At 46.1% G+C, this 13494-nt stretch carries 11 protein-coding genes; 10 read left to right on the top strand and 1 reads right to left on the bottom strand.

Going from position 1 to position 13494, the window contains the following annotated elements; all coding sequences use genetic code 11:
• Positions 1-5 precede the first annotated feature (5 nt).
• The 7 genes from NHH16_RS00410 to NHH16_RS00380 all read left to right on the top strand — a co-directional run bounded on the left by NHH16_RS00410 (position 6) and on the right by NHH16_RS00380 (position 10456).
• Positions 6-1958: a fructose-1,6-bisphosphatase gene (locus NHH16_RS00410; protein WP_262067621.1), complete on the top strand. Its 1953-nt coding sequence runs from the start codon at positions 6-8 to the stop codon at positions 1956-1958.
• A 270-nt stretch (positions 1959-2228) separates the two neighbouring features.
• Positions 2229-3461 (top strand): RNA-guided endonuclease IscB, encoded by a 1233-nt coding sequence (gene iscB, locus NHH16_RS00405; RefSeq protein ID WP_262067620.1) that lies wholly within the window; start codon positions 2229-2231, stop codon positions 3459-3461.
• A 54-nt stretch (positions 3462-3515) separates the two neighbouring features.
• Positions 3516-4277 carry a phosphoribosylformimino-5-aminoimidazole carboxamide ribotide isomerase gene (gene hisA / locus NHH16_RS00400; RefSeq protein WP_262067619.1) on the top strand — a complete coding sequence of 254 codons (762 nt, stop codon included), beginning with the start codon at positions 3516-3518 and terminating at the stop codon, positions 4275-4277.
• A gap of 84 nt (positions 4278-4361) precedes the next feature.
• Positions 4362-6926 (top strand): preprotein translocase subunit SecA, encoded by a 2565-nt coding sequence (gene secA, locus NHH16_RS00395; RefSeq protein ID WP_262067618.1) that lies wholly within the window; start codon positions 4362-4364, stop codon positions 6924-6926.
• Between the two features lie 4 nt (positions 6927-6930).
• Positions 6931-8038, top strand: a protein-coding gene (gene prfB / locus NHH16_RS00390) for a peptide chain release factor 2 (protein ID WP_262067617.1) whose coding sequence is annotated in 2 segments (ribosomal slippage) — positions 6931-7005 and positions 7007-8038 — 1107 coding nt in all. Because the reading frame shifts where the segments join, the coding sequence is not laid out codon by codon here.
• Positions 8035-9255 carry a homoserine dehydrogenase gene (locus NHH16_RS00385; RefSeq protein ID WP_262067616.1) on the top strand — a complete coding sequence of 407 codons (1221 nt, stop codon included), beginning with the start codon at positions 8035-8037 and terminating at the stop codon, positions 9253-9255. The genes prfB and NHH16_RS00385 overlap by 4 nt, the downstream gene beginning before the upstream one ends.
• Position 9256: 1 nt before the next feature.
• Positions 9257-10456: a cofactor-independent phosphoglycerate mutase gene (locus tag NHH16_RS00380; RefSeq protein WP_262067615.1), complete on the top strand. Its 1200-nt coding sequence runs from the start codon at positions 9257-9259 to the stop codon at positions 10454-10456.
• Here the strand turns inward: NHH16_RS00380 and NHH16_RS00375 are convergent.
• Positions 10441-10878: a CYTH domain-containing protein gene (locus NHH16_RS00375; protein ID WP_262067614.1), complete on the bottom strand. Its 438-nt coding sequence runs from the start codon at positions 10876-10878 to the stop codon at positions 10441-10443. The two genes, NHH16_RS00380 and NHH16_RS00375, sit on opposite strands and share 16 nt — an antisense overlap.
• A 72-nt stretch (positions 10879-10950) precedes the next feature.
• On the opposite strand from NHH16_RS00375, the gene NHH16_RS00370 reads away from it, so the two are divergent.
• From NHH16_RS00370 to tig, 3 genes are read left to right on the top strand one after another with little or no spacing between them, the layout of a single operon-like run.
• Entirely contained in the window at positions 10951-11496 is a 546-nt protein-coding gene (locus NHH16_RS00370) for a DJ-1 family glyoxalase III (RefSeq protein WP_262067613.1), read from the top strand.
• A complete protein-coding gene (locus tag NHH16_RS00365; RefSeq protein ID WP_262067612.1) occupies positions 11480-12145 on the top strand; it encodes a hypothetical protein in 666 nt (221 codons plus the stop codon). Before NHH16_RS00370 ends, NHH16_RS00365 begins: the two co-directional genes overlap by 17 nt.
• A 54-nt stretch (positions 12146-12199) precedes the next feature.
• Positions 12200-13483 (top strand): trigger factor, encoded by a 1284-nt coding sequence (gene tig, locus NHH16_RS00360; RefSeq protein WP_262067611.1) that lies wholly within the window; start codon positions 12200-12202, stop codon positions 13481-13483.
• The last annotated feature ends 11 nt before the right edge of the window (positions 13484-13494 follow it).

The following is a 13494-nucleotide window of genomic DNA, read 5'->3' as shown; positions in this document are numbered from 1 at the left end:
AAGCCATGAAGAGTTTGGACAGGAAGTATCTGGAGCGGTTATCACAGCTGTTTCCGACGATTGCTAGCGCTTCTACAGAAGCGATTAACCTACAGGCAATCCTTAACTTACCTAAGGGTACTGAGCATTTTATGACCGATATTCACGGGGAAGATGAAGCGTTCTACCACGTGTTAAAGAATGGGTCTGGGGCGGTTCGCCGGAAGATTGGCGATGTGTTTGGAAAAACCCTTAGTGAGCAGGATAAGCGGGGACTAGCAACGCTGATTTACTATCCAAAAGAGAAGATGGAAATTATTAAAGAGCAAAGGGTGGATATGGAAGAGTGGTACCGTATTACCTTGTATCGCTTAGTGGAGGTGTGCAAAGCAGCCGCCAGTAAGTATACCCGCTCGAAGGTGCGTAAGGCACTACCAAGTGATTTTGCTTATATTATCGAAGAATTGATGACCGAGGTAAACGACGGCACCGATAAGGAACATTATTACAGCGAGATTGTTAATACGATTATCAGAGTTGGCCGGGCGGAGGATTTTATCGTGGCGATTAGTGAGCTGATTCAGCGTCTCGTTATCGACCACTTGCATATCGTCGGTGATATTTTTGATCGTGGTCCTGGACCCCATAAGATTATGGATAAGCTGATGACGTACCATTCGCTGGATATTCAGTGGGGCAACCACGACGTTCTCTGGATGGGCGCAGCAGCCGGTCAGCGCAGCTGCATTGCCAACGTAATCCGGATTTGTGCTCGCTATGGCAATATGGACATTTTAGAAGATAGCTACGGCATCAACCTGTTACCGCTGGCGACGTACGCTCTTAATACCTATAAAGACGATCCTTGTACCTGTTTTCAGCTAAAGGGCGATCCCTGTATTAACGAGAAGGAACAGGAACTCAATATAAAGATGCATAAGGCGATTGCCATTTTACAGTTCAAGGTGGAAGGGCAGATTGTTAAGAAGCGAGGAAGCTTTAAGATGGAAGACCGTAACCTCCTGGAATGCATTGACTACGAACGGGGGATAATCACTTTAGGTGGGAAGGAGTATCCTCTTAAGGATACATACCTGCCAACAGTCAATCCGCTAGACCCGCTGGCGTTAACAGAAGAGGAAGAAGAGATTATGAGTCGCCTGGAGTCCGCCTTTATCGGGTGTGAAAAGCTTCAGGCCCATATGCGGTTTTTGCTAAATAAGGGCAATCTCTTTAAGGTTTATAATAACAACTTGCTATACCACGGCTGCGTACCGCTAACGGCGGAAGGAAAACTGAAAGAAGTAGAAGTCTTCGGGAAGAAGTATCGTGGCAAAAAGCTATATGAAGTTTTGGAAAGCTATGTGCGAAAAGGTTTCTTTGAATTAGACCCTGAGGAAAGAGAAAAGGGACGGGACATGATGTGGTTTATCTGGTGTCATGAGAATTCGCCGCTATTTGGGAAAGACAAGATGACCACCTTCGAGCGATATTTTATCGCCGATAAGGAGACTCATAAAGAGAAGAAGAACCCGTACTACGTGCTCTCGGATAATGAGGAAACAGCCGATATGATCTTGGCAGAATTTGGCTTAGATGTGGCAACGGGACATATTGTCAATGGTCACGTACCGGTAAAATCTATTGAAGGAGAGAGTCCCTCTAAAGCAGGTGGCAAGATTCTTGTTATCGACGGCGGCTTCTCGAAAGCCTATCAGAAAGAGACAGGGATTGCTGGCTATACCTTAATCTACAACTCTTACGGCTTGATTTTGGTTTCTCACAATCCTTTTGAATCGAAGGAACAAGCTCTCGTCCATGAAAGCGATATTCACTCAGAGACCATCGTGGTGGAGCGCACACTGGTGCGGCAGCAGGTAGGGGATACGGATATCGGCAAAGAGCTCCGTGCCCAGATTGAGGATTTAGAACTACTGCTTAGCGCTTATAGAAGCGGTGAGATTGCAGAAAGGTATTGATTATTTGTCAATAACCCACGCCCATAATTCTATGGACGGAGCTTGTTAAAAGCTCTTGTTGACTAGCCTGAGTCTTAACTGACTACGTTATGTAAGAATATATAGACACCCGTGGATGCCTGTTCTAGTCTGCGGCTCTGTGGCATATGGTTAAACAGTTTTGATGGGTAGGAACCGTGCTGTATGCGTAAAACCTTATATAACATTGGCGAAGAACAACTAACCGTCTAATGGCGGAGTTATGCATTAAGTTGCAGAAAGGAGTGTCTTATGGTTTATGTCATAAGCAGAGAAGGACAGCCACTTATGCCGACCACTAGGCACGGTAAAGTGAAACACCTTCTTAGAGAAGGGAAGGTAAAAGTAATAAAACGCTGTCCGTTTACCATACAACTTACGTATGAGAGCACGACTCATACACAGCCAATCACTCTAGGAGTGGATGCTGGTAGTAAGACCGTCGGTCTTTCTGCCACAACTGAAACTGAGGAACTATACGCTTCTGAGACAAAGCTACGCACAGATATTGTTGAGCTATTAGCTACTAAAAGACAGTATCGCCGTAGTAAACGAAGTCGCAAAACAAGATATCGGAAACCTAGATTCTCGAACCGTGTTAGATCCAAGAATAAGGGGTGGTTTGCTCCGAGCGTTGAGCATAAGGTTAACAGTCATTTAAAACTAGTGGCTGACGTCTACAAAATATTGCCGATTACAGAATTGGTAGTAGAGGTGGCAAGCTTTGATATTCAGAAAATCAAAAACCCTAATATATCTGGGGCAGAATATCAGCAAGGCGAAAAATTGGATGCTTGGAATGTAAGAGAATACGTTCTCTGGCGTGATGGTCATACTTGTCAACATTGTAAGGGCAAGAGCAAAGATAAAATCTTACAGACTCATCACTTAGAGAGTCGTAAAGTAGGCGGTGATGCGCCGAATAACCTAGTTACGTTATGTAAGACGTGTCATGACGCTTATCATGCGGGAAAAATCCAATTAAACCTAAAGAGAGGAGCATCTTTCCGAGATGCCGCCTTTATGGGGATTATGCGTTGGGCCTTTTATAACAAGCTAAAGGAGGTGTATCCAAATGTAAGCATGACTTACGGATATATCACAAAGCACGTGCGGATTAATAACGACCTAGAGAAAACTCATGCCGTTGACGCAAGGTGCATCAGCGGACATCCGTTAGCGGAACCTTTAGGTGTTATTTACAACCAAAAATTCGTCAGATGTAATAACCGCAGCTTGCATAAGGCAAACCCTAAAAAGGGTGTGCGTAAGAGTAATCAGGCTCCTCGATATGTACAAGGTTATCAGTTGTTTGACAAAGTAAAGTTCGAAGATAAAGAATGTTTTGTATTTGGCAGACGGAGTTCAGGTTATTTCGACATTCGTTTATTAGACGGCACAAGTGTCCACAAGAGTGTTGGATACAAAAAACTAAGATTGTTAGAGCAAAGGAGCTCTCTATTGACAGAAAGGAGACAAGCGTAGGATGCAATTCCTCCCCACCTAAATTTTAGATGGGGTATCCTTGCTATAAAAAAGATGAAGTTTAGACCATGCATTGATATCCACGATGGAAAAGTGAAGCAGATCGTTGGCGGCTCCCTTACAGAGGCTGAAGTAAAAGAAAACTTCGCCTCCGATAAGGGGGCGGCTTTTTATGCGGAGCTTTATAAAAGAGATCATCTCTTTGGTGGCCACGTGATTATGCTCAATAAAGTCGGCAGCGAAGAGTACGAAAAGTCGAAGAGGGAAGCCCTGAACGCTCTTCGTACCTATCCCGGCGGCTTGCAAATCGGCGGCGGCTTAAATGCGGACAACGGCCATGAGTTCCTAGAGGCAGGAGCTAAGGGGTTAATCTTTACTTCTTACGTCTTTCAGGAGGGCAGAATCCGCTACGACCGCTTAGAAAAGCTAGTGATGAACTACGGCAAAGAGCAGATTGTCTTAGATCTTAGCTGCCGGAGAAAGGGCGATAGCTACTACATTGTGACGGATCGTTGGCAGCAGTATACGGAAGAGAAGGTGAGTGCGTCGCTACTGGAAAAACTGGCGGGTTACTGCCAGGAATACTTAGTTCACGGTGTGGACGTAGAGGGCACCGGCGTAGGTATGGAGGCCGATTTGGTAGCCGAGCTAGCGAAATATCACGGGAATCCTATAACGTATGCCGGCGGGTTGGCAAGTTTCGAAGAGATTGAACGTTTTCGTGAGCTTTCTTCAGGGCGACTGGATTTTACCGTCGGGAGCGCTCTTGATATCTTCGGCGGAACACTTTCTTACGAGGGTGTAAAAAGTGTGTGAACACTTCATGAAAACCTTGTATAAAGCACGTCTTAGTGCTATTATGAAGTTTGGGTAAATACGTTTAAGGAGTAAAGAAAAAACATGGGTTTATTACAAAAAATCTTCGGAACGCATAGCGAAAATGAGCTGAAAAGAATCTACCCCTTAGTAGATTCCATGGAGGCTCTTGAGCCAGAGATGCAAAAGCTTTCCGATGAAGAGTTGAAGAATAAGACAGCAGAATTTAAAAAGCGACTAGCAGAAGGTGAGACCTTAGATGATCTGATGGTGGAAGCCTATGCAGTTGTAAGAGAGGCGGCTTTTCGTGCCTTAGGAATGAAGCATTACCGGGTGCAATTAATCGGTGGTGTTATTTTACATCAAGGTCGTATTGCTGAGATGAAGACCGGTGAGGGTAAGACACTTGTATCTACCTTACCGGCTTATTTAAATGCGCTTGCTGGAGAAGGGGTCCACATCGTAACCGTCAACGATTACTTAGCGAAGCGTGATGCCGAGTGGATGGGGAAGGTACATGAGTTCCTCGGTCTTAGCGTGGGTGTTATCTTAAATGAGATGGATAACGATGAGCGCCGGGAGGCTTATAAATGCGACATCACGTATGTGACGAATAACGAACTTGGTTTTGATTACCTTAGAGATAACATGGTGATCTATAAAGAACAATTAGTCCAAAGAGGGCTTAATTACGCCGTTATTGATGAGGTGGATTCCGTTTTAATCGATGAAGCGAGAACTCCCCTGATTATTTCCGGACAAAGTGGCAAGTCCACCAAGCTTTACGAAGCTTGTGATATTCTCGCTAGGCAGCTAGAACGAGGCGAGGCGGAAAAAGAATTCTCGAAGATGGATGCAATCATGGGTGAAATGGTAGCAGAGACCGGGGACTATATTGTTAACGAAAAGGAGAAGAACGTATCCTTAACCGAAGAAGGTGTAAAGAAGGTAGAGCGGTTCTTCCACATCGACAACCTAGCTGATGCCGAGAATCTTGAGATTCAGCATAATACGATTTTAGCTCTGCGGGCTCACAACTTGATGTTTAAAGATCAAGACTACGTGGTAAAAGACGATGAAGTGTTAATCGTTGATGAATTTACCGGGCGTATTATGCCGGGACGTCGCTACTCCGACGGCTTACACCAAGCGATTGAAGCGAAAGAACACGTGAAGGTAAACCGGGAAAGTAAGACCCTGGCTACGATTACCTTCCAGAACCTATTTAATAAATACGATAAAAAGTCCGGTATGACCGGTACGGCACTCACTGAGGAGAAGGAGTTCCGGGAAATCTACGGCATGGACGTAGTCGAGATTCCTACCAATGTGCCAGTGCAGCGTCAAGACTTTGAGGATGCGGTATACAGCACCCAGAAGGAAAAGTATAAAGCTGTCTGCGATGAGATCGCATTGGCCCACGAGAAGGGACAACCGGTTCTTGTAGGTACCATAACCATCGAAGTCTCCGAGCTTCTTAGCAGTATGCTAAAGAAGCGAGGGATTAAGCACAATGTCTTAAATGCCAAGTTCCACGAGCTTGAGGCTGAGATTGTAGCTGGCGCTGGTGAGTTCGGAGCCGTGACGATTGCTACTAACATGGCCGGTCGTGGTACGGATATTAAGCTAGAAGACAAGTCAAAAGAGGCAGGCGGACTGAAGATTATCGGTACGGAGAGACATGAGTCAAGGCGGATTGATAATCAGCTTCGCGGTCGAGCTGGTCGTCAAGGCGATCCTGGTGAATCCCGGTTCTTTATTTCTCTCGAGGATGAACTGATGCGTCTGTTTGGTTCGGAGCGACTAATGGGTGTTTTCAGTGCCCTTGGCGTAGAAGAAGGGGAGCAGATTGAGCATAAGATGCTTTCTAATGCTATTGAAAAGGCCCAGGAGCGAATCGAGAGCAACAACTTCGGAATTCGTAAAAACCTGTTAGAGTACGACCAGGTCATGAATGAGCAAAGGGAGATCATCTACGAGGAGCGCCGCCGGGTGCTGGACGGAGAGAATATGCGTGACTCTGTCCTGCATATGGTTAGCGATTACCTAGATAAGACCGTGGATATGATTATTCCAAGTGATACTCCTAGTGAAGAGTGGAACGTAGGCGAGCTTTTAACGACGATTGATAACGTAATTCCTTTTGAGAAGATCTCCAAGACGGAAATCGAAGACTTAAAGCAAAGTGAACTTAAGCAGTATTTGAAAGAGAAGGCGGGAAGGCTCTACGAGCGTAAGGAAGAAGAGTTCCCTGAGCCTGATCAGATGCGGGAAATCGAGCGCGTAGTACTGCTTAAGGTGATTGATAACAAGTGGATGGATCACATTGATGATATGGATCAGCTTCGCCAAGGAATTGGCCTACAAGCGTACGGCCAGCGGGATCCAAAAGTGGAATACAAGATGCTCGGCTATGAGATGTTCGACGAGATGACCAGTGCGATTACCGAAGCCACTGTGCGGACCTTATTCCACGTGCGTATCGAACAGAAGGTAGAGCGGGAAGAGGTGGCGAAAGTCACCGGTACCAACCGGGGAGAAGAGACCGCGAAGGCTCCCAAGGTACGGGATGAGAAGAAAGTCTATCCCAACGATCCTTGCCCCTGCGGTAGCGGCAAGAAGTACAAACAATGCCACGGACGGAGGTGAGAAGGTGGTTCAATTAGAACAATATAAAAGTCTATTACAGGCTTATGAATCTCCACTTGCTGAAATGAGGGATTCACTTTGACCCGGCGGGGAAGAAGGCAAAACTAGAAGAGTTAAACAAACAGACGGAAGCGCCAGGCTTTTGGGAAGATAGCGAAAAGTCAGGTAAGCTAATGCGCAAGATTAAAAGCTTGCAAAATGCTATTGAGACAGCTGATGAGCTGACAACGAGCTTTGAGGATTTAAATCTTCTGATTGAATTAGCTACAGAAGAGGCGGATGAATCACTGATTCCCGAGATTAAGGAGGAAGCATCACGCTTTGAAAAGCGCTTCGAGGAAGTGCGAACGGCCACCCTCTTAGCAGGCGAGTACGATAGCCTGGATGCGATTATGACCATCCATGCCGGTGCCGGTGGCACGGAAAGCTGCGACTGGGCGGAAATGCTTTATCGGATGTATAGCCGCTTTGCCGAGAAAAAAGGCTTTGGGATGACGGTTTTAGATTTTCAAGACGGTGATGTAACGGGGATTAAGGATATTACTATCGAGGTGAGCGGTGAGAACGCTTACGGGTATCTCAAGTCAGAAAAAGGCGTTCATCGCTTAGTGCGAATTTCGCCCTTTAATTCGGCGGGGAAACGCCAGACATCCTTTACTTCCGTGGATGTTGTACCAGATATTGAAGAGACAACCGATATTGAGATTGCTGATGACGAGCTGAAGATAGATACCTACCGGGCTAGTGGTGCCGGCGGGCAACACGTCAACAAGACCTCCTCAGCGATTCGAATTACCCACCTCCCTACCGGGATTGTGGTTCAGTGTCAAAACGAGCGCTCCCAGCATTTTAACCGGGAGAAGGCCATGCAGATGCTAAAAGGAAGACTAAAGTTATTAAAGGAACAGGAACAAGCTGAAAAGCTCTCTGATATTCGTGGGGAAGTAGGAGACATCGGCTTCGGTAACCAGATTCGTTCTTACGTCATGCAGCCCTATACGTTGGTGAAGGACCACCGGACTGGGGCAGAGATGGGCAATGTAAACGCCGTTCTTGACGGAGACTTAGATCTGTTTATCAACGAGTATTTAAAAGGAGTGAAGAAAAAATGAGAAAAATAGCTGTATTAGGATATGGAACCGTAGGTTCAGGAGTAGTAAAGGTACTGACCGTTAATGGTGAAAAAATCGCTGAACGGGTGGGCGAATCCGTAGAAGTAAAAAAAGTCTTAGATTTACGCGATTTTTACGGGGATCCGATTCAAGATAAAATCACCCACGATTATGAAGAAATCATTGGCGATGAGGAGATTGAAGTCGTTGTGGAAACCATGGGTGGGGTAAATCCCGCCTATGAATTTGTGAAAAAAGCTCTGCTAGCAGGAAAAAGCGTAGCCACTTCTAATAAGGCCTTAGTGGAAGCAAAAGGCGGCGAGCTTCTAGAAATCGCTAGAGAAAAGCAGGTTCACTTTCTCTTTGAAGCCAGTGTTGGTGGCGGCATCCCCATTATCAGACCCATGCTCACTTCACTGACCGCGGATGAAATCAAAGAAATTACGGGAATCCTCAACGGAACCACCAATTATATGATGACCAAGATGTTCTACGAAGACGCCGATTACGATGAGGTGTTAAAAGAGGCTCAGGAAAAAGGGTATGCGGAAGCCAATCCAGAAGCTGACGTAGAAGGTCATGACGCCAGCCGAAAGATTGCCATTCTTTCTTCTTTGGCTACTGGCCGGCAAGTAAGCTTTGAAGACGTTTACTGTCAGGGAATCACTAAGGTTACCGCTACCGATATGAAGTACGCGAAAGAGTTAAAAGGAACGATTAAGCTCCTGGCAACGGCGAAATTTAAGCACGGCAAGCTAAAAGCGATGGTGGCGCCGTTTTTCATCAAGAAGGATCACCCTCTTTACAGTGTAAACGACGTGTTTAACGCCATCTTCGTAGTGGGCAACATGGTGGGTGACACGATGTACTACGGCAGTGGTGCTGGCAAATTACCGACGGCTAGCGCAGTTGTGGGCGATGTGATCGATGCCCTAAGAAACCCAGGACGCAATTACATTAGGCCTTGGTCGAAGGAAAAGCTTGTGCCAGAAGATAGAGGTACGTTAAAGTGGCGCTTCTTTATTCGCTTGCAAGACTCCGTTTCGGAGAAAGATGTACTTGGCGCTTTTACGGAAGCCAGAGTCATAAAGTTAGCTGACGTAGCCGGCGAATACGCTGTCGTGACGCCGCTACTATCAGAAGCCGAATACGAAGACAAAATCGTTCCTTTCAAAGAGGGGATTCTGCAGATGATTCGCGTTGAAGGAGAGTTATAAGATGAAGTACGTAGTGCTATTAAGCGACGGTATGGCAGGAGAGCCTTTAGCACAGTTAGATGGGAAAACCACAATGGAAGCGGCCGCTAAGCCGGTTATGGATGAGCTAGCTAGGGATGGCTTGGTAGGCCTAGCTAACACCGTACCCGCAGGCATGTCGCCAGGTAGCGATGTGGCTAATCTAGGGGTGTGCGGTTACGACCCTAAAGTGTACTACACGGGACGCTCGCCACTAGAAGCACTAAGTATCGGTGCTGATTTAAAGGAAGAGGATTTATCTCTGCGGATGAATCTAGTGACCTTGTCTTCAGAAGAAGCGGCTTACGCCGACAAGCGTATTTTAGATCATAGTGCTGGTGAGATTAGCGATGAGGAAGCAAAAGAGCTAGTAAGTGCTGTAAGCGCGGCCTTTACCAGACCAGGATATACCTTTTATCCAGGAACTAGTTATCGCCATTTGTTAGTGACGAAGAAGCGAGAAATCGGCGAGCTTACGCCCCCTCATGACATTCTGGAAAAAGTGATTGGCGATTATCTGCCCGCGGATGCTATCCTAGGGGACATGATGGCAAAAAGCTATGAGATTTTAAAGGACCACCCCATTAATGCTGCACGCCGGGAAAAAGGCTTAAACGAGGCCAATTCCCTTTGGTTTTGGGGAGCGGGTACGAAGCCACTTCTTACCTCTTTTACCGAAAAGACAGGAAAGAAGGGGGCCATGATTTCTGCGGTTGATTTATTAAAAGGAATCGCCATTGGCGCTGGTATGGAAACCATCGAAGTAGAAGGTGCCAACGGTGGTCTTCACACCAATTATGAAGGTAAGGCAGCGGCAGCGGCAAAAACCTTATTAGAAGACGGAAATGACTTCGTCTATATTCACGTTGAGGCACCCGATGAGATGGGACATCAAGGCTTAATTAACGAAAAGGTAGAAGCGATTGAGAATGTGGATAGGCGGGTATTAGCGCCACTTCTTAAAGAGCTGCGGGCATCCGGAGAAGCGTTTCGCATCATGATTTTGCCGGATCACCCAACGCCGATTGCCCTGCGGACCCACACAGCGGCAGCGGTACCGTTTTTACTATACGATTCCGAAAAGCCGGAAAAAGGACCGGTCTCCTTTAGCGAAAAGAGTGCCAAAGAGACCGGATACGTGGTGGAAAAAGGGTATACGTTAATCGACTACTTGCTTAAATAGCTATTGTGGTAACGGCCGTCAAAGGTGACGTCCTCGCCGAACCAAGAAGGCGGTGTGAAGTTTTCGGCATCTTCGGCTGTAGGAAACTCCACTTCGGCCAAAATAAGGGGAGCGAGTTCGCCGGAAAAGACGTCCAGTTCAATGGTGTACTGTTTATAAGGGATGAGATACCGCTTTTTGGTGATTAGTTTGCCATCGATTTTCCTGCGAAGGTTTTCGTAAGACTGGGCATCAAGAGGAAGATTGACCTCTTCGCGAATCATGAGACCGCTAGATTTATAAGTGAGGATAAAGTCGTTATCCTCTCGGCGAATACGGATGACGGGTTCCCGATTAAGATACCCTTGTTGGATCCTGCGAACTGGGTATTCCTCTAGATTAGACGGTAGCTCTGAGACTAAATATTTACGTTCAATTTCCATTATAAACCTCCTTCGTGAGTATTGATTAATTATAACGAGAAGGGGTAAGAAAGACAAGGAGAGTTAATTTTTATGAAGAAAGTATGTGTACTATTAGCAGATGGCTTTGAAGAGATTGAAGCCATTACCGTGATTGACTTGCTACGCCGAGCCAATGTTTTTGTCGATACCGTATCGATTACGGGAGACCATACGGTTCACGGCGGACACGGTATCAATGTTCAAAGCGAGGACTTATTTGAAGAGGCGGACTTTGCCGAGATGGATATGGTGGTCCTACCTGGTGGCGGTGTTGGCACCGCTAATTTAGCGGAGCACCCCGGTGTTAGACGGTTAATTCTGGATTTTAACAAGGACGAGAAGCCCTTAGCCGCTATCTGTGCCGCTCCCAGTATTTTTGGCAAGCTAGGCATCCTAAAAGGTCGGCGAGCTACGTGCTATCCCGGCGTCGAGAAGGATCTTCACGGTACGGTCATTATGGATCGCAGCGTCGTTGTTGATGGCAACATTATCACTGGTCGTAGTGCCGGGGGCGCCATTGATTTTGCGCTGGCATTAATCGAAGCCTTGTTTGACAGGAAGAAGGCTAAGGAGATAGCGGATGCCATTGTCTACTAAAACGAGTTTACTAAGCCTGTTATTAGTGGGCGTGCTTTTCCTTGGGGGCTGTGGTCGCAGCGATGAGGCGGCAGATTACGTCGAGTCGATTCTCGATTTGACCTTTCAAGGAGATGTGAAGAAAGCGCTTAGTGCTGATAAAGAGACGACTAGGGCGGATTTGCAAGCTCTCTATGAAGAAAATATCGACAGCTTCGTCTATGATAATATCACAGGTCAACTAGAAGAGGACGGCAGTAGCGTTTCTCATTTTGCGGACGTAGTAAAGGATATTTATCGCAGCCAGCGTTACCGGGTGATAAGTAGCAAGCGTACCGGTACGGGCGCGTACGAAGTGGAGGTAGAGATCGAGCCTACCGATGCGTTTTTACTGTTTCAGGAGCAACTGACAGAAGACGGTAAACGTCTAGGTGAAAAGGCCCAGACTGGTGGCTATACGGGTAGCGATGAACAGATAGAAGCGCAGATCAAGCGGGATATTCTAAATCATGCCTATGATTTCCTCTACGCCGCTCAGCTTGATAGTAGCTACGCCAAGAAGGAAAGGATAACCCTTAGAGTCAGTAGAAAAGACGGAAAATACGAGATCAACGAAAAAGATATGCACGAATTTACCGTTCAAATATTACGTTTGGACGAAATACAATAACTATGGTATAATATGAGGGTTAAACCCGAAACAAACTAGGAGGAAGTAAATAAAATGAGTTTACAAGTAGAAAAGTTAGAAAAAGGTATGGCAAAACTTACAATAGAGGTTCCCGCCAGCGAAGTAGAAAAAGCCCTTCAGGCTGCTTACAACAAGCAGAAAAACAGTATTTCCCTACCAGGATTTCGCAAGGGGAAAGTGCCAAGAGCGATGATTGAGAAAATGTATGGTGCGGAAGTGTTTTACGATGACGCTGCCAATGCCATGATTCCTGATGCCTATGCAAAGGCTTACGATGAAAGCGAATTAAATATCGTTTCTCGCCCACAGGTAGACGTAGTCCAGATTGAAAAGGGCAAACCGTTTATCTTTACGGCTGAGGTGGCTCTCAAACCAGAAGTGACCTTAGGCGAATACAAAGGCGTTGAAGTAGAAAAAATCAGTAACCGGGTGACCGCTAAAGAAGTGGACGAAAAGCTTAAAGAAGAAGCGGCTAAGAACTCAAGAACAGTTACCGTAGAGCGAGCAGTAGAAGATGGTGATGATGTGATTATCGACTTTGAAGGCTTTGTAGACGGTGTGGCTTTTGAAGGTGGTAAAGGGGAGAACTACCCACTAACCATCGGTTCCGGTTCTTTCATCCCTGGTTTTGAAGAACAGTTAATCGGCAAGAAGGCGGATGAGGAAGTAGAAGTAAACGTCACCTTCCCAGAAGAATATCACGCGGAGGACTTAAAGGGAAAAGAAGCGCTCTTTAAGTGTAAGATTCACGAAGTGAAGACGAAAGAATTGCCGGAAATCGACGACGAATTTGCGGCTGAAGTATCAGAATTTGACACTTTAGAAGAATACAAAGCAGACATTAAAGAAAAGCTCAAAGAAGAAAAGGAAAAAGAAGGCAAGGCGAAGCAAGAAGATGCAGCGGTAGAAGCGGCAGTTAAGGCAGCAACCTTTGAAATTCCTGAGCCGATGATCGAAACTCAAGTGATGCAGATGAGCGATGACTTTGCGAATCGTATCCAGTCTCAAGGTCTATCCATGGAACAATACTTCCAGTTTACCGGAATGACAGCTGAGAAGATGATGGAAGATATGAAGCCACAAGCGATCAAGCGCATCGAGACTCGTCTCGTTCTCGAGGCAATTGCTAAAGCTGAGAAAATCGAAATCAGCGATGAGCGCCTCGACGAAGAAATTAGCAAAATGGCAGAAAGCTACCAAATGGAAGCTGACAAGTTAAAAGAGCTGATGGGTGACGCTGAAAAAGAGCAGATGAAAGAAGATATGGCAGTTCAAGAGGCAGTTACTTTCCTTGTAGATAACGCCAAGATTAAATAAATTAGCACAAT

This window comes from Ohessyouella blattaphilus, from assembly GCF_024721265.1.
Taxonomy (GTDB): domain Bacteria; phylum Bacillota; class Clostridia; order Lachnospirales; family Lachnospiraceae; genus Aequitasia; species Aequitasia blattaphilus_A.
This window is presented reverse-complemented; position numbering and strand designations above follow the sequence as displayed.

Coding starts and splice junctions, on each gene's coding strand:
- NHH16_RS00370 (WP_262067613.1), top strand. CDS start 10,951: ATGAAGAAAGTATGTGTACTATTAGCAGATGGCTTTGAAGAGATTGAA.
- NHH16_RS00410 (WP_262067621.1), top strand. CDS start 6: ATGAAGAGTTTGGACAGGAAGTATCTGGAGCGGTTATCACAGCTGTTT.
- NHH16_RS00385 (WP_262067616.1), top strand. CDS start 8,035: ATGAGAAAAATAGCTGTATTAGGATATGGAACCGTAGGTTCAGGAGTA.
- hisA (WP_262067619.1), top strand. CDS start 3,516: ATGAAGTTTAGACCATGCATTGATATCCACGATGGAAAAGTGAAGCAG.
- tig (WP_262067611.1), top strand. CDS start 12,200: ATGAGTTTACAAGTAGAAAAGTTAGAAAAAGGTATGGCAAAACTTACA.
- NHH16_RS00365 (WP_262067612.1), top strand. CDS start 11,480: ATGCCATTGTCTACTAAAACGAGTTTACTAAGCCTGTTATTAGTGGGC.
- NHH16_RS00375 (WP_262067614.1), bottom strand. CDS start 10,878: ATGGAAATTGAACGTAAATATTTAGTCTCAGAGCTACCGTCTAATCTA.
- iscB (WP_262067620.1), top strand. CDS start 2,229: ATGGTTTATGTCATAAGCAGAGAAGGACAGCCACTTATGCCGACCACT.
- secA (WP_262067618.1), top strand. CDS start 4,362: ATGGGTTTATTACAAAAAATCTTCGGAACGCATAGCGAAAATGAGCTG.
- NHH16_RS00380 (WP_262067615.1), top strand. CDS start 9,257: ATGAAGTACGTAGTGCTATTAAGCGACGGTATGGCAGGAGAGCCTTTA.